Below are 19,543 nucleotides of genomic sequence, written 5' to 3' on the forward strand. Positions count from 1 at the left end.
ATGGATCATGCCCTGACGGCGAGTCCGGTTGCAAGTCCGGCAGCGGGGCCGTCGCCCGATCAGGCGTTCGCCATTTCGGCATCCGGCTCCATGCCGCCGGACTCGTCGAAGTAATCGCCGGCCACGTCCGGTCCCCATTCCTGGACCAGCGCCACCTTCTTCTGCTTCAGCACCTCGACCCGCTTCTCGGCGCGGCTGACCTCCATGCCGGCGACCATCGGCGGAATGCCGTAATAGATGCCCCAGCCGACGGCGGCGGCGCTGTACATCACCAGCCAAGCCAGCGGGTCGGCGAAAATCTTCGCGGCGGCGCCGATGGTGTGCTGGTGCTTCCACAAATCGATGGCGAAGGGCATGCAGCCGCAGAAATTCAGCCCACCGACGGTGATCGGCGCCGATTTGTCGGGATCGCGGTCGACGACATAGGCGACGATGGTCGGGATCATGCCGATTCCGAACAGGATGGTCGTCGGCAGCACGATCAGCGCCGCCGGCACGATCAGCAGGATCAGCGTGAGGGCGCCACCCTTTTTCTTCTTCTTGCGCGCCATGGCGATCCCCCCTCGATTCAGACTTTACGCGTTCCGGTCAGAAGGCGAAGAACAGGATGATGCCGGCAACCAGCAGGGTCGACAGCAGGCTGGACACGATGGCGGCGACCTGCCGGCCCGACGTCTCGATGATGGAATTGCGGTCGGCGATGGTGTGGCGGATCTTGTCCATCTCCGCATCTGCCTCGCGGTAGGCGATCTGCGCCGCTTCGAATTCCAGCCGGTCGCGGCGAAGCGCATCGGGATCGTCGACCACCTTCAGCAGTTCGGTCAGCCGGCCGTTGTGCGCGGCGGCGTCCGCCATCTTGCGCACCTCCTGCTGCTGCGGCCGGTTGTGGAAGCGGCGGAAGGCGGGGTCGAGCATCGCCACCACCCAGCTGGCCAGATGGGTCAGCCCATCGACGCCGGTGCGGGCCTGGATGTCCGACAGGATGGTCAGCATGGCGATGATGCGCCGCATCGGCTCCACCCCGCTGCCGAGCTGGGTGAACAGCAGCTCGTCCCCGCGCTTGTGACGGGCGCCGAGGAAGGCGGCGATCTGCCGGTCGATGGGGTCCTTGTGCCGTTCGCCCCCGGCGGCGATCCAGTCGAGCGCCCGCAGCAGCTCGGCCGGGGTGGTCGGCAGCTGCTTGACCACCAGAGCGCTCATGCAGGGCATGGTCGGGTTCATCTCGTACAGCACGCGCTCCACCCCCAACCCGTGGCTGGAGCGGTCGAGGAAGCCGCGCAGCTGGTCGAAACTCTGGACCAGCGGCACGAATTCCGGCTTGAAGTCGGCCTGGACGTTGACCCAGAACATCGGCAGCTGGTTGGCGAGCACCTCGGCCACCGCCTGGGGGGATTCGCCGCGCATGAAGGCGTCGGCCAGCATGGTGGCGATGCCGTCCGGCATCATCGCCCGGCCGCGGTAGCGGATGGGGGCGGCAGGGTCGAGCGCGATGCAGACGCGGGCCACCAGCCGGTCGCCCTGGGTGCCGCCCTTGCCGCTGGAGGCGGTCTGGATGGCGTGGCTCACCGCCTCCGCCCGCACATCGTCGCCCATCGACCGGCGCAGCCACTTGTCCAGCTCCCCGCTTTCGATGACGGAGGCGGCGGCGGGGGCATGGCGGGCGAAGGCGCGGGCCAGCGTGCGGCAATGCCAGTATTCCGACCCCTGGAATTCCAGCGGCCGGGCGGCACGGCGGGAAATCTGCGGCTGCTTCGGGCTGAGCCGGCGGCCGGCCACCCACAGATCGAGGTCGTTCAGGGTCCAGCGCTGCTTGGGGTCGTCGACCAGCAGGCCGCGCACCACCTCGTTGATCGCCAGCGGCAGCCGGTGCTGCTGGACCAGCGCCGGGTATGAGCCGCGCTCCATCTTCGCCTGCAGCACCGCCTCGTCGTCCAGGCCGGACAGCGGGTTGCGGCCGAGCGCCAGGATCAGCAGGGTGACGCCCAGCGAATAGAGGTCGTCGGCCATGGTGCCGGTGCCGCGCCCGGCCGGGTTGGCCATGCCGCGCTCGATCGTCTCCAGCAGCACCGGCTGGCCATAGCCGGGCTGGGTCGACACGCAGTCGCCCAGCATCAGCGCGCCGGACGCGAGATCGCGGTAGAACAGGTTGGTCGGGCGGATCGCGCCGTGGACGACGCCGCGGCTCGACAGCTCCTTCAGCGCCGACACCAGCGGGTGGACGATCTGCCGGGTCAGCTGGTCTTCCGGCATCGGATCCAGCGTGTCGGTCAGCGACCCCATCAGCCGCTTGCCGCCCGGCCGCTCGAACACCAAGCAGAAGCGCCGCCCGCGGTCCTGCGGCCAGTCCACCAGCCCCCAATCGAGCAGCCGCATGTGGGTGGCGTTGTCGAAGCTGCCGACGGTCGAGCAGATGTCCATCCGCGGCAGCACCGACGCATGGCAGATGATGGCGAAGGGCTCGATCCGCTTTTCACGCAGCGCCTTGGCGGTGAAGGCATTGCCGCCGACGGCGTTCAGCAGCGGGATCGGCGCGCCCGGCTGGATCTCGTAGCGCTCGGCGAGCTTGACCGGTTCGGCGTTCGCCATCGCTGCCGTGGCGGCTCCCATCATACCTGTCTGGGCGTCGGATGGCATGAACGGCGGATCCCCGGGGCGTGCGAATGTGCGCAGGCCTTAGGTGGCGTCAAAAGGGCAAACAAACCCTTAACATGCGCGTGCGTAACACTATCGGATTGGACGGAAAAGAAAAACCCCCGCCGGGTTGGGCGGGGGTTTTCCGTGCGGATAAGCGCGGGTGAAGCCTCTCGGCTCCGCCTTAGCCGTTCTTGACCGCGACGTAGGAGCCGGGTGCGTCTTCCAACGCGGGCAGGGCGCCGTCGCCGGGCTGGCGGGCGGGAACCTTGCCGTTGGCATACTGGCCGACCCACTTGTTCCATTCCGGCCACCAGGAACCGGCGGTCTGGGTCGCCTTCTCCAGCCACTCGTCGGAGGTCTTGGCCAGCTTGTCGCTGGTCCAGTAGCAGTATTTGTTGGCCGCCGGCGGGTTGACGACACCGGCGATGTGGCCGGACGCACCCAGCACGAACTTGACCGGGCCGCTGAACAGCTGGGCGCCGCTGTAGGTGCTCTTCCACGGCGCGATGTGGTCCTCGCGGGCCGACAGGAACAGCGCCGGCACCTTGACCTTGCCGAGGTCGACCGGAACACCCTTCAGCGTCACGGCCCCCGGCTGCGCCAGCATGTTCTTCTGGTACATGTTGCGCAGGTAGAAGCTGTGCATCGCCGCCGGCATGCGGGTGCTGTCGCTGTTCCAGTACAGCAGGTCGAAGGGGAAGGGATCCTTGCCCAGCAGGTAGTTGTTGACGACGAACGACCAGATCAGGTCGTTGGCGCGCAGCATGTTGAAGGTGGTCGCCATCTTGGCGCCGTCGAGATAGCCCTGCTCGGCCATCTGCCCTTCGATGAAGGTCAGCTGCTCCTCGTCGATGAAGATCGACAGCTCGCCGGCCTCGGCGAAGTCCAGCATCGTGGTGAAGAAGGTCGCCGACTTGATGCGGTCGTCCTTCTTGACCGCCATGTAGGCGAGCGTGGAAGCCAGCAGCGTTCCGCCCAGGCAATAGCCGATGGCGTTCACATCCCGTTCGCCGGTCGCCTTCTCGATGGCGTCGAGCGCCGCCAGCGGGCCTTCGACCATGTAGTCCTCGAAGCCCTTGGCCGCCAGCGTCTCGTCCGGATTGACCCAGGACAGGACGAAGACGGTGTGGCCCTGGTCGACCGCCCACTTGATGAAGCTGTTCTTCTCGCGCAGGTCGAGGATGTAGAACTTGTTGATCCAGGGAGGCACGATCATCAGCGGACGCTTGTTCACGTCCGGCGTGGTCGGGGTGTACTGGATCAGCTGCATCAGGCTGGTCTGGTAGACGACCTTGCCCGGCGTGACCGCGATGTTCTTGCCCAGCTGGAAGGCATCGTAGTCGGTCATGGAGATGCGCAGCTCGCCCTTGCCGCGCTCCAGATCCTTCAGCAGATGCTCCAGCCCCTTGACCAGATTCTCACCGCCGCTCTCGATGGTCGCGCGCAGCACCTCCGGGTTCGTCATGACGAAGTTGGAGGGCGCCATCGCGTCGACGAACTGGCGGGTGTAGAAATCGACCTTCTTGGCGGTGTGGTCGTCCAGCCCCTCGACCTGATTGACGGTCGACTGCATCCACCGGGCGCTCAGCAGATAGGACTGCTTGATGAAGTCGAACAGCGTGTTCTCGTCCCAGGCGGCGTCCTTGAAGCGGCGGTCGTCCTTGGCGGGCGCGATGACCGGCTGGGTTTCCTGCCCGAAGAAGCGCTGGGTGGTGCGCTGCCACAGGGTCAGGTAGTCCTGCCACAGCGACATCTGCGCCTGCATCAGCTTGGCCGGGTCGGCCATCATGCGGGTGGTCATCTCAAGGAAGGCATGGCCGACGCCCATCGGATCCGGGCTCTTCGGGCCGGCGCCGTCGGCGGCCTGACGGGCGAGGAACTCGGAGACCAGCCGCTGGCTCTGCTCGGCGATGCGGGTCATTGCCCGCGACATCTCGACCGGATCGGGCAGCTTGACGTCGGGCACCTGGGGGGAAGCCGGGTTGGAAGCCTGAGGGGGGGCCTTGGTCTCGGCCATGAGCACGGTCCTTCTTCTTCTGTGCGGGTGTCGCGTCGTCTCGGTCACGTCGCCTGTGTCGCCTAGGGTCCGCGGGATCGGGCTTGCGCCAGATTGGGCTTTGGGCCTTGCGGACGGACGGCTATACAGGCTGGCAGGCGATGGTCTTCAGGAAACGGTGTCTGGCGGGCAGTCTCTGGGGGCGGTCTGCACCATGTCGCTGTGGGTGGCGTCGCTGTGGGTCGCGTGCGGCGGTCGGGCTTTATGGTGCGGTGCAGGAGAAATCCGGAACCTCTCATACACCGCAGATGTGAACATTTCATTTCAAGGATCGTCGCACAAGTGTGGCGTATCGGCCAGACACGGGGAAGGATGATGGTGACGGGCAGTCAGGGTAACGGTCGGGGTATCGCTAAGGCCGGGCGGGCGTTCAGCCTGCTAATCGTAGCGATACCAATGGTTTTCGGGCTGTCGGCCTGCAGCGACCGCATGCTCGACACCGGCCCGCTGGGGGCCATCACCGGCGAGGCTTCGCCGGTCAGCGACAATTCGTCGCCCATCCGCAGCATGACCGGGGAGCGGAGCGAGTACCCCAACCTGGGCACGGTTCCGCCGCGGCCGACCGACCTGACCACCGAGGCGCAGCGCCAGCAGGCGATGGACCGTCTGGCCCAGGACCGCGCGGCATCCCGCCGCACCCGCGAGCAGACCGAGGCGATCCAGGTGCCGGAGCCGCTGCCCACCCCGATGGCGGTTCCGCCGAGGCCGGACCTGCGCGCCGGCAGGAGCTGAGCTTTCCGGCCAAAGAAAAAGCCCCCGGCCGGACGGTCGAGGGCTTTTGTCTGTATTGGGGCTGCCGGGGTGAGGGGCGGCCTCACCCCCTGCTCATCATTCCTGGATGAACGCCTTCACGTAGGACTGGCGCAGCGGCTGGATCAGGTAGTCCAGCGGGGTGCGGGCGGACAGCACGATGCGGGCCTCCACCGGCATGCCGGCCTTGATCTTCATGTGGCGGACTTCGTGGCTGTCGGCATCCTTCAGGCGGATGCGGGCCAGGTAATACTCCTGGCGGGTCGCGTTGTCGGTCAGGCGGTCGGCCGACACGTAGGACACGGTGCCGTCGATGGTGCCGACGACGCGGCTGTCATAAGCGGTCAGCTGGACCTTCACCGGCAGGTCGACGGCCATCGACTTGATGTCCTTCGGCTGGATGCGGACTTCGGCCAGCAGGGCCTTGTCGTCGGGGACGATGTCCAGCACCGGCTCGTTGGCGGTGATGCTGCCGCCGACGGCCGGGTGGCCGTACATCACGACATTGCCGGCGTCCGGCGCCTTGACGGTGCGGTTGTCCAGGCGGTTCTTGGCGTCGCGGATCTGCTCGGCCAGCTTCTGGGCGTCGCCGCGGGCCTTGTCCAGCTCGACCAGCACCTTCTCGCGGAAGTCGCTGCGGCGGCGGACCAGATCGCCCTGAGCATCGACGGCCTGCTGGCGCGACTGCGACATGCGGGCTTCCAGCTCATGGTCCTGGGCGTGGAGCTGCGCATTCTCCTTCTGCGCTGCCACCAGCTTTGTGCGGGTGGAGTTGCCGCGGTCCAGCAGGCCCTGGGTGATCTGGATGTCCTCGTCCGACAGCTTGATCTCGCGGGCCAGGAAGGCGCGCTGCTTCTCCAGGCTCTGCACCTCGTCGCCCAGCGTGGCGATGCGGTCCTTGGTCAGCTTGGCTTCGGTGTCGAGCTGGGTGCGGCGGACCTGGAACAGCTTTTCCTGGTTCAGCATGGCGTTCTCGACCGCCGGCTCCTTGGCGCGGCGGGCGGCGAGAGCGTCCGGCCATTCGATGGCCGGCTTCTCGAACAGCTCGGCCGACAGGCGCGCTTCGGAGGCCAGCGTGTCGAACAGGGCGGCGTTCAGCATCTCCAGCCGGGTCTGCGCCTCGGTGCTGTCCAGCCGCATCAGGACCTGGCCGGCCTCGACCCGGTCGCCCTCGTTGACCATGATGGCGCTGATCACGCCGCCTTCGGTGTTCTTCACCACCTTGCGGCCGGTCTCCGGCGCCAGCGAGCCCGAAGCGCTGATCGCGCTGTGCAGGGGGGCCACCGCCGCCCAGCCGGTCATGCCGCCGAAGCCGACCGCCAGGACCAGGAAGCCGCCCAGCAGCAGGCCGCGGGCATTGGTTTCCGGCATCGCCGCCCGCAGCGCATGGATCGAGGTGATGGTCGCCGTCTTGCGCGACGGCTTGCCGGCGGGGGTCTCGGGGCCGTTGTCGGAAGAAAGCGGGGCGGGGAAGGTCGTGGTCATCGTGGTCATGGGACTTCCTTGGCTCTGTCGGGTCTGGCGTCAGCCGGATGGTCGGTCTTGGGGGCGGTGCCGGCGGTCAGCCGGCGGCCCCTGCCGTGGCGGCGGCCGGACCCTGAGGGCCGAGATTACGCAGACGGGCGAGGTTGACGGCGCCGGGCTGGGCCTGCTGCTGCTCCGGACGCGGCAGCTCCATCGCCATGCCGTTCTTCAGGACGTAGGTGTGGTCGGACATGTCGACGAAGATCGGGGCGTGGGTCATGACGATGGTGGTCGCCCCGCGCTCCTTGCTGGCCGCGACGAAGGCGCGGACCGCCTTGATGCCCAGCTCGTCCAGGCCGGCGGTCGGCTCGTCCAGCACCAGCAGCGGCGGCTGGCCGAAGGCGGCGCGGGCAAGGCCGATCAGGCGGGCGCTGGCGCCGGTGATCGGGGACAGCGGGTCGTTGACCTCGGTTTCGTAGCCCATGGGCAGGCTTTCGACCCACTCATGGATGCCGACGGCCTTGGCAGCCTCCTCCACCTGTTCGCGGGTGGCGGTGGTGAAGCGGGCGATGTTGTCGGCGATGCTGCCGGGCAGAAGATCGACCTGCTGCGGCAGGTAGCCGATGCCCTGGTCGGGGCTGTCGGGGGTCAGGGTGGCGACGGACAGGCCGCCCAGCCGCACCGTGCCGGCCGACGGCAGGGCGACACCGGCCAGCAGGCGGGCCAGCACCGACTTGCCCGAGCGGTTGGGACCGGCGATGCAGACGGTCTCGCCGGGCTCGACCGACAGGGTGACGCTGCGCAGGATCGGCTTCTGGTCGCGGGGGGAGACGAACAGCAGATTCTCGACGGTCAGGCGCTCGCTCTCGACGGGCACGGAGGGACGCTCCGGCTCACGCGACAGGCGCTTCAGCAGCGGCAGCAGGCGGCGGACGGCCTGGGCGGAGCGGACCAGCCCGCCCCAGGCGCCGGCGGTCTGCTCGATCGGGGCGAGGCCGCGGCCGACCAGCATCGAGGTGGCGATCATGCCGCCGAAGGACAGGTGCTGTTCGATCACCAGCCAGGCGCCGATGGCGGTGACGGCGATCTGCAGGACCATGCGGACCCACTTGGTGGCGGCGCCGATGGCGGCGCTGCGCTCATAGCCCTGGCCCTGCATGGCGCTGGCGGTCAGGAAGTCGCGGTTGACGGCGTCCAGCGAGGCGTTGCCCATGCGCAGGCCGCGCACGGTGTCGGAGCGCGACGCCAGCGCCTCGAACAGCTTCTGGGCGCGGCCGGCCGGCAGCTTGCTCTCGTCGTTGATGTCCTTGACGGCCACATAGCCGATCCAGCCCATCACCGCCATGATCAGCATCGACACGACCAGCACCAGCGCCAGCATCGGGTGGATGACGTAGATGCCGATCACGTAGAGCGGGGCCCAGGGCAGGTCCATCAGCGCCGGCAGCGACGGACGCGAGAAGGCGCCCTTCAGCTCGATCAGGTCGGCGAGCGGGCCGTTGTCCGGGCGGCCGCGGCCGGCGGCGTCCAGCGCGTCGGCGGTCAGCCGGCGGCGCCACCGCACCTCCAGCGCGTTGCCGGCACGGGCCAGCAGGCGCGAGCGCACCATTTCCAGAAGACCGCTCAGCGTCAGCGCCATCACCACGATGACGGTCAGCATGGCCAGGGTATCGTAATTGCCGGACGGGATGGCGCGGCTGAACACCTGAAGCGAATAAAGCGGCATGGCAAGCATCAGCGCGTTGATGGTGGCGCTGAAGATAAATGTACTAACAAGTATCCTGGTGAAATAACCGCGATTGAATGAGGCTTCCGGCTTATCATTGCCGGGCTGTCGCATAGAGTTAGACTTGGTCGAAACAGGCATAAAACAGCCCTCCAATTGTCACCGGTCGGCGCAGTGCCCACTGGATGCAGGCGAGACCAGAAGACGCGATCTTGGTAAAGGGGACCTTAACATTCGGGGACGTCACAGGATTGCCACCGGATGCCACCACTTTTGCGCAGAATTACCTCGGTTTTGTTTGTTCCTTCGGGGGTGACTTGGTGCCGGTGCTTGGCGGAAGAGGCATGACCTATGGCCGGTTGGAGGGGACGGGCATTACCGCTATCGTGCCCCTGCGGCGGTTTCCTGCGGCGGTTCCGCCGGTCCACCCCAACCACAGCCGGAGATGACGATGGAAGGGCGCAAGGTCCCCTCGGTGGTTTTCAAGACCCGCGTGCGCGACGAGAGCGTCGGCGGACCCAACCCGTTCCGCTGGCAGGACGTGCAAAGCGACGAGCTGTTCAAGGGCAAGCGGGTGGTGGTGTTCTCGCTGCCCGGCGCCTTCACGCCGACCTGTTCCAACGAGCAGTGCCCGGCCTTCGAGCGTCTCCATGACGACTTCAAGGCTCTGGGCATCGACGAGGTCTATTGCCTCAGCGTCAACGACGCCTTCGTCATGTTCCAGTGGGGCAAGAGCCTGAACCTGCAGAAGGTGAAGCTGATCCCTGACGGGTCGGGCCATTTCACCCGCCGCATGGGCATGCTGATCGACAAGGACAGCCTGGGCTTCGGCTTCCGCTCCTGGCGCTATGCCATGGTGGTGAAGGACGGTGTCGTCGAGAAGTGGTTCGAGGAGCCGGGGATCAACGACAAGGGCGAGAACGGCGATCCCTACGGCGAATCCTCGCCGGAGACCGTGCTCGCTTACCTGCGGAGCTGAGCGGCCCGATTCGGTGCCCGGCCGGCCCGGCTGCCGGGATGATTTCGGAATGACGGTACAAGGCCGGCGGGGCGAGGGCTCCGCCGGCCTTTTCCATGGCTGCCCGAAGTGCCGCCGCCTCCTGCCACCGCCGCCTGCCGCCGGGGTTGGGTTGCGCATGGTCCTGCATGTGCGTGCATCAGAAATCTCTTAAGGCTTTTTGTTAGACATTCCCTGTTCTCTTGCTACCTTCCGCAGAGGTTTTGGCGGATGGGGTGCAGCAGGTGGCAGAAAATCGGCCGCTCCGGTGTTTTCTGGTTGCATGTTTCATGGCGGCGTCGGCGCTGCTGTCTCCCATCGGCACCGCTCCGGCCAGCGCCGATGCCACCGCACCGCCGCTCGCTCCGCACAATGTGGTGCTTGCCAAGAGTTCGGCATCGGGGCTGGCTGCCGGCGCCTTCATGGCGCTCCAGTTCCACGTCGCCCATTCGGGCGAGATGGCCGGCGTCGGTCTGGTGGCCGGCGGTCCCTATCTCTGCGCTGCCGAGAATCCGCTTCTGGCGGCGGCCTGCATGCAGGGCAATCCGCTCTGGCCGCGTGGCCAGCCGCTGTACGAGGCGGCGCAGCCGCTGGCGGCGGCCGGGGCCATCGACCCGCTCGACCGGCTGGCGCAGGCGCAGGTCTACCTGTTCAGCGGCCGCGCCGACATGGTGGTGAACCGCAAGGCGGTGGAGGAGGCGGAGGCCTTCTATCGGGCCGCCCATGTGCCGGCGAACCAGATCCGGATGGAAACCGGGCTGGATGCCGGCAACGGCTTCATTGCGCAGGGTGGGGTCAACGACTGCAACGCCAACCGCAGCCCTTATGTCAATGCCTGCGGCGACTATGACCAGGCCGGCCGGATCCTGTCGCACATCTATGGCGGGTTGAACCCGCCGGCTCCCGACATGCCGGCGGCCATTCCCTTCGACCAGACGCCGTTCGGCGATCCGGACCGCACGGGGCTGGCCCCTGCCGGCTATGTCTATGTGCCGCCCGCCTGCGGGCGCGGAGCGGCCTGTGCCGTGCACATCGTCTTTCACGGATGCCGCCAGTCCGCGGCCGAGGTCGGCGATGCCGTGACCACCGGCGCCGGCTTCAACCGCTGGGCGGCCAACAACAATCTGATCGTACTCTACCCGCAGCTGTCGCCCCGCAATTCCGCGGACCCGATTGCCTGCTGGGACTGGGTCGGCAGGACCGGGACGGAATACGCGACGAAGGGCGGGGCGCAGATCGCCGCTGTCCACGCAATGTTGACAACCCTTTCAGGGCAAAGGTGACCCTTTTCATGACCATTTCAAACAAAGCGATTCTCAAGACCGCGTTTGCGGCGCTCCTCGCCCTGGCGCCGCTTCCCGCGGCAGCCCAAAGCGCTGCCCAGATCAGGCTGTCTGACCTGAAACTGAAGATCGACCCGGCCCAGACCACGGTGTCGGGCATTTCGTCGGGCGCCTACATGGCCGGGCAGTTCCAGGTCGCCTATTCGGGGCTGGTCAAGGCGGCCGGGCTCGTCGCCGGCGGTCCCTACGACTGCGCCGAGGTGTCGACGGGCGGCGTCGCCACGGCAATCGTGGCGCTGAAGCGCTGCATGGACGTGGCGATGGGTGCGCCCGATGTCGATGCCCTGGTCGCCAACGCCAAGGCGCGCGAGAAGGCGAAAGAGATCGACCCGCTGTCCAATATGGCGCAGTCGAAGATCTACCTGTTCAACGGCGACGGCGACGTGACGGTCAAGCGGCCGGTCGCCGATGCCACCGACCGCTTCTACAAGGCGCTGGGGGTGGCGGAGGCCAACCTGTCCTATGTGAAGCTGCCGAAGGCGGCCCATGCCTACATCACCGACGGCTATGGTGCGGCCTGCGACTTCATCCCGAAGGAGGGTGAGAAGAGCGAATACATCAACAACTGCCAGTACGATCAGGCGGGCGCCATCGTCCGCTTCTTCTATGCCGACGCCAGGATCCCGAACGCCCCCGCCGCGGCCCGCCAGCCGCAGCTGTTCGACCAGGCGCCCTTCGTCGGAGACCCCAGCCGCAGCGGCATGGCCAAGACCGGCTACATCTATGTTCCGGAGGCCTGCGAGGGTGGCACGCAGACCTGCCGCATCCATGTCGCCTTCCACGGCTGCCAGATGGCATCGAACCTGATCGGCGACCATTTCGCCGTCAATGCCGGCTACAACCGCTGGGCCGACGTCAACAACATCGTCGTGCTGTATCCACAGATCGACGGCGGCGCCAAGCCGACCTCCAACCCGAAGGCCTGTTGGGACTGGTTCGGCTACACCGGCTACGATTTCGCCCGCAAGAGCGGCTTCCAGATGACCGCGGTGCGCAAGATTATCGGCGCGCTCGCGGGAGAGTGACTGTCCGCTCCATATAAAAAAGCCCCTCTCCGGCGGACCGGAGAGGGGCTTTCCCTTAACCCTGGGCGATCAGGCCTTCAGGATGCCGCGGCCGGCGAAGCGGGCGGCGACGCCGAGCTGCTCCTCGATGCGGATCAGCTGGTTGTACTTGGCCAGACGGTCCGAACGGCTGAGCGAGCCGGTCTTGATCTGGCCGCAGTTGGTGGCGACCGCCAGATCGGCGATGGTGCTGTCCTCGGTCTCGCCCGAGCGGTGCGACAGGACGGCGGTGTAGCCGGCCTTGTGCGCCATGTCGACCGCTTCCAGCGTCTCCGACAGCGTGCCGATCTGGTTGACCTTCACCAGGATCGAGTTGGCGACACCCTGTTTGATGCCCTGGGCCAGACGCTTCGGATTGGTGACGAACAGGTCGTCGCCGACCAGCTGCACCTTGCTGCCGATGGCGTCGGTCAGCGCCTTCCAGCCTTCCCAATCGTCCTCGGCCATGCCGTCCTCGATCGAGATGATCGGGTAGCGGCCGGCCAGATCGGCCCAGTAGGCGACCATCTGTTCCGGCGACAGCGACTTGCCTTCGCCGGCCAGCTCATACTTGCCGTTCTTGAAGAACTCGGTCGAGGCGGCGTCGAGCGCCAGCATGACGTCGTCGCCCGGCTTGTAGCCGGCGGCCTCGATGGCCTTCATGACGAAGCCGAGCGCCTCGTCGGTCGAGCCGATGTTGGGGGCGAAGCCGCCCTCGTCGCCGACATTGGTGTTGTGGCCGGCGTCCTTCAGCTTCTTCTTCAGCGACTGGAAGATCTCGGAGCCCATGCGGATGGCGTCGGCGCCGGTCTCGGCGCCCACCGGCATGATCATGAACTCCTGGATGTCGATGGGGTTGTCGGCATGGGCGCCGCCATTGATGATGTTCATCATCGGCACCGGCAGCAGCGAGGCGAAGGCGCCGCCGACATAGCGGTAGAGCGGCAGGCCGGCATCTTCGGCGGCGGCGCGGGCGACCGCCAGCGACACGCCCAGGATGGCGTTGGCGCCGAGGCGGCTCTTGTTCTCGGTGCCGTCCAGGTCGATCATCGCAAGGTCGATGCCGCGCTGGTCGTCGGCGTCCAGGCCGGCGAGCGCGTCATAGATCTCACCGTTGACGGATTCGACCGCCTTCAGCACGCCCTTGCCGCCGAAGCGGGACTTGTCGCCGTCGCGCAGCTCGACCGCCTCGTGGGCGCCGGTGGAGGCGCCCGACGGCACCGCGGCGCGGCCGAAGGCGCCGCTGTCCAGCGCAACGTCGACTTCCACGGTCGGGTTGCCGCGGCTGTCCAGGATTTCGCGGGCGTGAATCTCGGTGATGACGCTCATGATCGGTCGATCCTTCGAGGAATGGCAGCCGCGTTGTCTCGCAGGCCGCGTTTTAAGGCGCGCAGGCTTGATAGCCCCGACGTCCGGGCGATGCAATATCTGCTTCGGCTTACAACCCCGCGCGGATGCGCGGATTCGAGCCGGAAATCAGACAAATCCCTCCACCATCGCGGCGAATTCGGCCGGACGTTCGGCATGCAGCCAGTGTCCGACGCCGTCGATCATGCGGATTTCCGCCTTGGGGAAGTGGCGGCGGATGGCGTCGTGATGCTCCGGCCGGATGTAGTCCGACGCGCCGCCGCCGATGAACAGCGCAGGCCCGTCATAGCGGGCAGCGCCGAAATCGGGGAAGCCGATCAGCTTGCCCATGTTCGCGCCGATGGAGTCGAGGTTGATCCGCCAGGAGAAGGCGCCGTTCTCCAGCACCAGATTCTGCATCAGGAAGGAGCGCAGCGGCGCCTCCGGCACGGCGTCGGCCAGCTGCGCCTCCACCTCTGGCCGGCGCGTGACCCCTTCCAGCTTGGCGGCCTTCATCGCGGCGACGAAGGGGGCGTGGGTGTGGGTGTAGGCGACCGGGGCGATGTCGGCGACCACCAGCTTTTCCACCCGCTCCGGATGGGCCAGCGCCAGCGCCATGGCGGTCTTGCCGCCCATGGAGTGGCCGACGATGGTGGCGCGGGCGAAGCCGCGATCGTCGAGGAAGCGCAGCACGTCGGCCGCCATCTCCGGATAGCTCATGCCGTCGGCCCAGGGCGCGCCGCCATGGTTGCGCAGGTCCAGCGCATAGACCCGGCGGGATTCGCCGAAGCGGCGGGCCAGGGTCTGCCAGTTGCGGGCCGAGCCGAACAGGCCGTGCAGGACCAGCATCGGCGTTCCGCCATTGGCTTCGCCGGCTTCCAGATAGGTCAGGGGGAGGGCTTGCTGCTGCGGCATGTCGGTGCTTTCGGCCTGTGATGTCGGAAGATGCGTTCTGGACGAATGCGGGCCGCGATCCTATGACGAACGCGGCTGCACCGCTAGGATGCCGCCGGGCATCATCCGCATCACAGAAGCGACCCTGCCATCGTGTTCCGTCATATCCTGTCCGTCGGCGGCTTGACCCTTGCCAGCCGGGTGCTCGGTTTCCTGCGCGACGTGCTGACCGCGGCGCTGCTCGGCGCCGGGCCGGTCGCCGACGCCTTCTTCGTCGCCTTCCGGCTGCCGAACCATTTCCGCGCCCTGTTCGCCGAGGGGGCCTTCAACTCCGCCTTCGTGCCGCTGTTCTCGGGCAAGCTGGTGCAGGACGGGGCAGCATCCGCCCGCCGCTTCGCCGACGAGGTGATGACCCTGCTGGTCATCGTGCAACTGGTGCTGCTGCTGGCGGTGCTGGCCTTCATGCCGCAATTCATGACGGTCTTCGCCCCCGGATTCGCCGACGAGCCTGAGAAGTTCCGGCTGGCCGTTCTGTTCACCAGCATCACATTTCCCTACCTGCTGCTGATCTCGCTGGTGTCGCTCTATGGCGGCGTGCTGAACAGCATGAGCCGCTTCGGCTCCGCCGCCGCCGCCCCCATCCTGATGAATTTGTGCCTGATCGCGGCGCTGGTGATCGGCACGCCGCTGATGCCGACGGCCGGACATGCGCTGTCCTGGGGCGTGCTGGCGTCGGGTGTCGCGCAGTTTCTCTATCTGGCCTGGGACGCAAGGCGGGCCGACATGACTCTGCGGCCGGTGATGCCGCGCCTGTCGCCCGACGTGAAGCGCTTCCTGAAGGTTCTGGGGCCGGCGGCGCTGGGGTCCGGCCTGACGCAGATCAGCCTGTTCGCCGACACGCTGATCGCGTCCGCCTTGCCGACCGGGGCGGTGTCCTACCTTTATTATGCCGACCGGCTGAACCAGCTGCCGCTGGGCGTGATCGGCATCGCCGTCGGGACCGTTCTGCTTCCGGAAATGTCCAAGCGGATCAAGAGCGGCGACGAGGCCGGCGCGGTCGACAGCCAGAACCGCGCCATCGAGCTGTCGCTGGTTCTGACCCTGCCGGCCGCCATCGCCTTCCTGGTGGCGGGCACGCCGATCCTGTCGGTGCTGTTCCAGCGCGGCGCCTTCGGCCCGTCGGATGCCGCGGCTTCGGCGCTTACCCTGCAAGCCTATGCGCTGGGCCTGCCGGCCTTCGTGGTCATCCGCAGCCTCGTCAACGGCTTCTATGCCCGCCATGACACGGCAACGCCGGTGCGGGTGGCGCTGGCGGCGGTCGGCATCAATGTGGCGCTGAAGCTGGCGCTGATGGGGCCGCTGGCCCAAGTCGGGCTTGCGGTCGCCACCTCCGTCGGTGCCTGGGTGAATGCGGGGCTGCTGGCGCTGCTGCTGCACCGCCGCGGCCTGTTCCGGGCGGATGCGCGGCTGACCCGCAACCTGCCGCGGATGGCCATCGCCGCCGTCGCCATGGCCGGCGCCCTGTGGCTGGCGACCGAGCGGCTTGCCCCCTGGTTGGGTGCCGCCGGCATGGTGGAGCGGCTGGGCGGCTTGCTGGTGCTCGCCGTGATCGGACTGGCGGTCTATGCCGTCGCTGCGGTGCTGCTCGGGCTGGTGCGGCGCAGCGACCTCAGCCGTCTGCGCCGTCGCCGGGCGAAAGCCTGATCACCCCTCGGTCTGCAAAGGCCGCTCCGGATCGGCGCTCCATTCCGACATCGAGCCGTCATAGAGCCGTACGCCCGGCACGCCGGCGATCTCGCTGAGCGCGAACCAGGACACCGAGGCCAGATGGCCGGTGTTGCAGAAGGTGATGGGCTGGTCGCGCAAGGGCAGGCCGGCTTGGTCGGCCATCGCCTTCACCGCCTCGGGTGTGGCGAAACGGTGCTCGGCGGCGGAGAAGAGCGGGGCGATGTCCAGGTTGACGGCACCCGGGATGGTACCGGGGGCGCGGGCCTGCGGGCTCTTGGCCTTGCCGGCGAACTGTTCTGCCGACCGCGCATCGTGCAGCGGCACGGCCCCGGCCGTCACGGCGGCTTCGACATCCTCCACGGTGGCGCGCAGGCCGGCGCGCGGATGGGTGGCGAAGCTGGTCGGCTTGCGCACCGCCGGCTCGGGCGTCACCGGACCGCCGGCGGCGACCCAGGCGGCGAAACCGCCGTCCAGCACCGATACCGCGTCATGGCCCAGCATCTTGAAGGTCCAATAGACGCGGGTGGCGTTGCCCATGTCGGACGCGTTGGCGCCGGCCGCAACCAGCACCACATGGTCGCCGTTGCCGATCCCCAGGCCGCCGATCAGCCCCGCCAGAACTCCGGGTTCCGGCAGCATCCCGGCCCCGCCGCCGACCACAGTCCGCCAGCCGGACGTTGCGTAGTCGGAATGAACCGATCCCGGAACGAAGCCGCCGGCGGGCGGGGTACGCACGTCGAGGACGACAATGCCGGGGCTGTCGAGCGGGCTTTTCAGCCAGGAAGCGTCCACAAGCGGGGAAATGCTGCTGTCGGTCATCAGGGTGAACCCGGTTCCGGTTGGTCGATAGCCTTGTCCTGCCGTGATCGTTGCTCAGTCGCAACGGGTCGCCCGGCGGGCCGGCGGACACCCGCCGAGGCGGGCAGGCCGACAGTGTGGGCGAAGCGCCGGTGCGGGAAAAGCCTAATCTTGTCGCAATCCAAGTCGGTCGGTGGCGTTGCCGGCTAGCCCGTCCGGGGTGTAGGATGTTCCGTTCGTATAGGAAGGCGCCCCCTTGCGGCGCGGGAGCTTGGACAGCCATGGCCAACATCGACGACCTGCTCGGCGCGCCCGATCCCAACGACGGCGACGCCTCGTCCTTCGCCATCGGCGATGCGCCGGTGGAGATCAAGGTCGTCATCGGCACCGCCATGCTCCGCGTCCGCGACCTCCTGAAGCTGGGCCGCGGCGCCGTCGTGGAACTCGATCGCCATCTGAAGGACCCGACCGACGTCTATGTCGAGGGCGTTCTGGTCGCCCGCGGCGAGGTTGCGATCATCGACGACAAGATCGGCGTCACCCTGACCGACTTCATCAAGTCAAGCCGCGAATGGAAGCGCTGACCGCACCCTTTTCCGTTGCAGCGCTTTCCCTTTATCGATGCTTCATTCGGTAGCAGCCCCGCTTGCGCTGGCGTCTTGACGGCGGGCGATGGCTTCTGGTGTCGTTGTGTCCGGTCGTGGAAACTGCCGTCGCCGACGGCGTCGCCGGCCCGGAGAGCGAAGCCATGTCCCACACCGCTGTCTCCCCCTGCCTGCCGCGCCATTTTTCCAATCCCCATGCCGACCATGAACGGGTCTATGGCCCGTCGGAACGCGCCATCCTCAGCCGTGCCGCCTTCGAGGAGGCGATGGCGGAGATCGGTGCCTGGCCCGGCTACACGCCCACCCCGCTGCGCTCCCTGCCGGGGCTGGCTCGGGAGGCCGGGATCGACCGCCTCTGGTACAAGGACGAGAGCGCCCGCTTCGCGCTCGCCAGCTTCAAGGCGCTGGGCGGGGCTTACGCCGTGCTGCGGCTGCTGGCGCGGGAGGTGACGGCGCGGGTGCCCGGCGTGCCGGTGACAGCACTGGATCTCGTCGTCGGCCGCTATGCCAAGGTGACGCGGACGCTGACCGTCACCACCGCCACCGACGGCAACCATGGCCGGTCGGTCGCCTGGGGCGCGCAGGTGTTCGGCTGCAATTGCGTGGTGTATGTGCCCGCCGCCTGTACGCCCGGCCGTCGCGCCGCCATCGAGGCGTACGGGGCGAGGGTGGTGGTGGTGGACGGGCCGTACGACGATGCGGTGCGCCGTGCCGCCGCCGATGCGGCGGCGCAGGGCTGGTTCGTCGTCTCCGACACCTCCTACACCGGCTATATGGACGTGCCTCGCGACGTGATGCAGGGCTACACCGTGATGGTGGAGGAGGCGATCTCGCAGCTTCCCGCCAGCGAACGACCGACCCACGTCTTCGTGCAGGGCGGCGTCGGTGCGCTGCCCGCCGCGGTCTGCGGCCATCTGTGGGAAAGCTGGGGGCGCCAGCGCCCGCGCTTCGTGGTGGTGGAGCCGCACAGCGCCGACTGCCTGTACCAGAGTGCCGTCGCCGGCCGGCCGACACGGGCGCAGGGCGACCTCGACACGGTGATGGCCGGGCTTGCCTGCGGCGAGGTCTCGCTGCTGGCCTGGGCGATCCTGGAGCGCGGCGCCGACGATTTCCTGACCATCCCCGACGAGGGGGCGGTCATCGCCATGCGCAAGCTTGCGGACGGCGGGCAGGGCGGCCGTCCGGTGGTGGGCGGTGAATCGGGTGTCGCCGGGCTGGCCGGACTGCTCTGCGCCGCCGCCCACGAGGAGGTGAGGCTGGCGCTGGGCCTCGTGCCCGACGCGCGGGTGCTGGTGTTCGGGACCGAAGGGGCGACCGATCCGGAGGTCTATGAGCGGATCGTCGGCCGCTCGCCGGAGGCGGTCGCCGACGGGCTGCTCAGCGCAGCAGGTCGGTGACGATGTTGGCGCCGTCGGCGGCCAGCCGGTCGGCGGTTTCGCGATGGTCGCGCGCGCCGGAGAAGCCGCCCTCGGCCTTCACCCGCTCGATCCAGCTCTGCGAGGCGCCGAGCGACACCAGCCGCTCGACCATCATCTGGGTGGAGCGCAGGGTCATCCGCCCATTCTCCGCCATGCGCGGGGCATGCACCATGAATTCCGCCCGCGGGGCGGCGTAGCGCGGATAGCCGGCCAGATAGAGGCCGACGCACATGCTTTCGCAGGACTCGCCGTCGCGCACCCGCGTGGCAACCGGCCGCCCGCCCTTGCGTTCGGCCAGGACGGCGTCGATCATCCGGTAGCCCGCGGCGGTGAAGCCGCCGGGGCTGGACAGCTCGATCACCAGCGGGCGGCGGGCCGGCAGGGCGTGCAGGGCGTCGAGGAAGCTGCGTTCCGCTCCCGGCGTGATGATGCCGTCCAGCCGCAGGACGGTGACGTCGCCCTGGTCGTTGCGGGACATCGCCGCATCGGGAAATTCGGAGGAGGGTGCTGCGGGCACCGGATTGACGGTGACGGGGCCGATGGCGGCCGGGGCGGAGCCGGCCGGGTTGAGCGACAGTCCGTTCGGCTGGGTTGCGGCATGGCCGACTGCGGCACCCGCGATCAGCAGGGCGCCCAGACCGGCACCGAACCCGACCCTCCGCAGCAGCTTCCGCACCGACATAATACCCTCCAGCACTCGACCCACCCAGCGTGGCGGTCAAAGCTTGCCCGAGTGTTAA

At 68.0% G+C, this 19,543-nt stretch carries 16 protein-coding genes; 7 read left to right on the plus strand and 9 right to left on the minus strand.

Annotated features, from left to right (window positions below; translation table 11 throughout):
- Window positions 1-59 precede the first annotated feature (59 nt).
- From TSH64_RS19830 to phaC, 3 genes are all read right to left on the minus strand, one after another.
- Complete coding sequence (locus TSH64_RS19830; RefSeq protein WP_109447566.1) at window positions 60-551, minus strand: hypothetical protein; 492 nt, start codon at window positions 549-551, stop codon at window positions 60-62.
- A 37-nt stretch (window positions 552-588) separates the two neighbouring features.
- Window positions 589-2,634, minus strand: coding sequence for a serine/threonine protein kinase (locus TSH64_RS19835; RefSeq protein ID WP_247873050.1), 2,046 nt, complete (start codon window positions 2,632-2,634; stop codon window positions 589-591).
- A gap of 181 nt (window positions 2,635-2,815) precedes the next feature.
- The gene (gene phaC / locus TSH64_RS19840) at window positions 2,816-4,651 is read right to left on the minus strand and encodes a class I poly(R)-hydroxyalkanoic acid synthase (RefSeq protein WP_109447568.1); all 1,836 of its coding nucleotides are present in this window, start codon (window positions 4,649-4,651) and stop codon (window positions 2,816-2,818) included.
- A gap of 468 nt (window positions 4,652-5,119) precedes the next feature.
- Here phaC and TSH64_RS19845 point away from each other — a divergent pair, with 468 nt between their 5' ends.
- Entirely contained in the window at window positions 5,120-5,422 is a 303-nt protein-coding gene (locus TSH64_RS19845) for a hypothetical protein (RefSeq protein WP_247873051.1), read from the plus strand.
- 96 nt (window positions 5,423-5,518) lie between these two features.
- Here the strand turns inward: TSH64_RS19845 and TSH64_RS19850 are convergent, their stop codons facing one another.
- On the minus strand, window positions 5,519-6,934 hold the full coding sequence (locus tag TSH64_RS19850; RefSeq protein WP_109447570.1) for an HlyD family type I secretion periplasmic adaptor subunit: 1,416 nt from the start codon (window positions 6,932-6,934) through the stop codon (window positions 5,519-5,521).
- A 67-nt stretch (window positions 6,935-7,001) separates the two neighbouring features.
- Window positions 7,002-8,630 carry an ATP-binding cassette domain-containing protein gene (locus TSH64_RS19855; RefSeq protein ID WP_247873052.1) on the minus strand — a complete coding sequence of 543 codons (1,629 nt, stop codon included), beginning with the start codon at window positions 8,628-8,630 and terminating at the stop codon, window positions 7,002-7,004.
- Between the two features lie 451 nt (window positions 8,631-9,081).
- Here TSH64_RS19855 and TSH64_RS19860 point away from each other — a divergent pair, with 451 nt between their 5' ends.
- From TSH64_RS19860 to TSH64_RS19870, 3 genes are all read left to right on the plus strand, one after another.
- A complete protein-coding gene (locus TSH64_RS19860; protein WP_109447574.1) occupies window positions 9,082-9,609 on the plus strand; it encodes a peroxiredoxin in 528 nt (175 codons plus the stop codon).
- A 308-nt stretch (window positions 9,610-9,917) separates the two neighbouring features.
- Window positions 9,918-10,910, plus strand: coding sequence for a PHB depolymerase family esterase (locus TSH64_RS19865; RefSeq protein ID WP_109447575.1), 993 nt, complete (start codon window positions 9,918-9,920; stop codon window positions 10,908-10,910).
- Between the two features lie 8 nt (window positions 10,911-10,918).
- Complete coding sequence (locus TSH64_RS19870; RefSeq protein WP_109447576.1) at window positions 10,919-11,995, plus strand: plasmid partitioning protein; 1,077 nt, start codon at window positions 10,919-10,921, stop codon at window positions 11,993-11,995.
- Window positions 11,996-12,064: 69 nt separating this feature from the next.
- On the opposite strand, the gene eno is transcribed toward TSH64_RS19870, so the two are convergent.
- Together eno and TSH64_RS19880 are read right to left on the minus strand one after the other, a co-directional pair.
- Window positions 12,065-13,342 (minus strand): phosphopyruvate hydratase, encoded by a 1,278-nt coding sequence (gene eno, locus TSH64_RS19875; RefSeq protein WP_109447577.1) that lies wholly within the window; start codon window positions 13,340-13,342, stop codon window positions 12,065-12,067.
- Between the two features lie 147 nt (window positions 13,343-13,489).
- Window positions 13,490-14,275, minus strand: a complete 786-nt coding sequence (locus TSH64_RS19880) for an alpha/beta fold hydrolase (protein ID WP_109447578.1) — start codon at window positions 14,273-14,275, stop codon at window positions 13,490-13,492.
- A 132-nt stretch (window positions 14,276-14,407) separates the two neighbouring features.
- Here TSH64_RS19880 and murJ point away from each other — a divergent pair, with 132 nt between their 5' ends.
- The gene (gene murJ, locus TSH64_RS19885; RefSeq protein WP_109447579.1) at window positions 14,408-15,958 is read left to right on the plus strand and encodes a murein biosynthesis integral membrane protein MurJ; all 1,551 of its coding nucleotides are present in this window, start codon (window positions 14,408-14,410) and stop codon (window positions 15,956-15,958) included.
- Here murJ and TSH64_RS19890 read toward each other — a convergent pair whose 3' ends face one another.
- Window positions 15,959-16,801, minus strand: a complete 843-nt coding sequence (locus tag TSH64_RS19890; RefSeq protein ID WP_109447581.1) for a sulfurtransferase — start codon at window positions 16,799-16,801, stop codon at window positions 15,959-15,961. It abuts the gene before it with no gap.
- Between the two features lie 260 nt (window positions 16,802-17,061).
- Here TSH64_RS19890 and fliN point away from each other — a divergent pair, with 260 nt between their 5' ends.
- Both fliN and TSH64_RS19900 read left to right on the plus strand, forming a co-directional pair.
- Complete coding sequence (gene fliN / locus TSH64_RS19895) at window positions 17,062-17,364, plus strand: flagellar motor switch protein FliN (RefSeq protein WP_014188019.1); 303 nt, start codon at window positions 17,062-17,064, stop codon at window positions 17,362-17,364.
- 164 nt (window positions 17,365-17,528) lie between these two features.
- Window positions 17,529-18,782 carry a diaminopropionate ammonia-lyase gene (locus tag TSH64_RS19900; RefSeq protein ID WP_109452850.1) on the plus strand — a complete coding sequence of 418 codons (1,254 nt, stop codon included), beginning with the start codon at window positions 17,529-17,531 and terminating at the stop codon, window positions 18,780-18,782.
- Here TSH64_RS19900 and TSH64_RS19905 read toward each other — a convergent pair.
- Window positions 18,763-19,485, minus strand: coding sequence for a hypothetical protein (locus tag TSH64_RS19905; protein WP_109447582.1), 723 nt, complete (start codon window positions 19,483-19,485; stop codon window positions 18,763-18,765). The genes TSH64_RS19900 and TSH64_RS19905 overlap by 20 nt on opposite strands.
- Window positions 19,486-19,543 lie beyond the last annotated feature (58 nt).

The sequence above is a fragment of the Azospirillum sp. TSH64 genome (assembly GCF_003116035.1).
Classification (GTDB): Bacteria; Pseudomonadota; Alphaproteobacteria; order Azospirillales; family Azospirillaceae; genus Azospirillum.

Bases quoted from the DNA above. Each gene is read 5' to 3' on its own strand.
- TSH64_RS19830 (WP_109447566.1), bottom strand. From the start codon at position 551: ATGGCGCGCAAGAAGAAGAAAAAGGGTGGCGCCCTCACGCTGATCCTG.
- TSH64_RS19835 (WP_247873050.1), bottom strand. From the start codon at position 2,634: ATGCCATCCGACGCCCAGACAGGTATGATGGGAGCCGCCACGGCAGCG.
- phaC (WP_109447568.1), bottom strand. From the start codon at position 4,651: ATGGCCGAGACCAAGGCCCCCCCTCAGGCTTCCAACCCGGCTTCCCCC.
- TSH64_RS19845 (WP_247873051.1), top strand. From the start codon at position 5,120: ATGCTCGACACCGGCCCGCTGGGGGCCATCACCGGCGAGGCTTCGCCG.
- TSH64_RS19850 (WP_109447570.1), bottom strand. From the start codon at position 6,934: ATGACCACGATGACCACGACCTTCCCCGCCCCGCTTTCTTCCGACAAC.
- TSH64_RS19855 (WP_247873052.1), bottom strand. From the start codon at position 8,630: ATGCCGCTTTATTCGCTTCAGGTGTTCAGCCGCGCCATCCCGTCCGGC.
- TSH64_RS19860 (WP_109447574.1), top strand. From the start codon at position 9,082: ATGGAAGGGCGCAAGGTCCCCTCGGTGGTTTTCAAGACCCGCGTGCGC.
- TSH64_RS19865 (WP_109447575.1), top strand. From the start codon at position 9,918: ATGGCGGCGTCGGCGCTGCTGTCTCCCATCGGCACCGCTCCGGCCAGC.
- TSH64_RS19870 (WP_109447576.1), top strand. From the start codon at position 10,919: ATGACCATTTCAAACAAAGCGATTCTCAAGACCGCGTTTGCGGCGCTC.
- eno (WP_109447577.1), bottom strand. From the start codon at position 13,342: ATGAGCGTCATCACCGAGATTCACGCCCGCGAAATCCTGGACAGCCGC.
- TSH64_RS19880 (WP_109447578.1), bottom strand. From the start codon at position 14,275: ATGCCGCAGCAGCAAGCCCTCCCCCTGACCTATCTGGAAGCCGGCGAA.
- TSH64_RS19890 (WP_109447581.1), bottom strand. From the start codon at position 16,801: ATGACCGACAGCAGCATTTCCCCGCTTGTGGACGCTTCCTGGCTGAAA.
- fliN (WP_014188019.1), top strand. From the start codon at position 17,062: ATGGCCAACATCGACGACCTGCTCGGCGCGCCCGATCCCAACGACGGC.
- TSH64_RS19900 (WP_109452850.1), top strand. From the start codon at position 17,529: ATGTCCCACACCGCTGTCTCCCCCTGCCTGCCGCGCCATTTTTCCAAT.
- TSH64_RS19905 (WP_109447582.1), bottom strand. From the start codon at position 19,485: ATGTCGGTGCGGAAGCTGCTGCGGAGGGTCGGGTTCGGTGCCGGTCTG.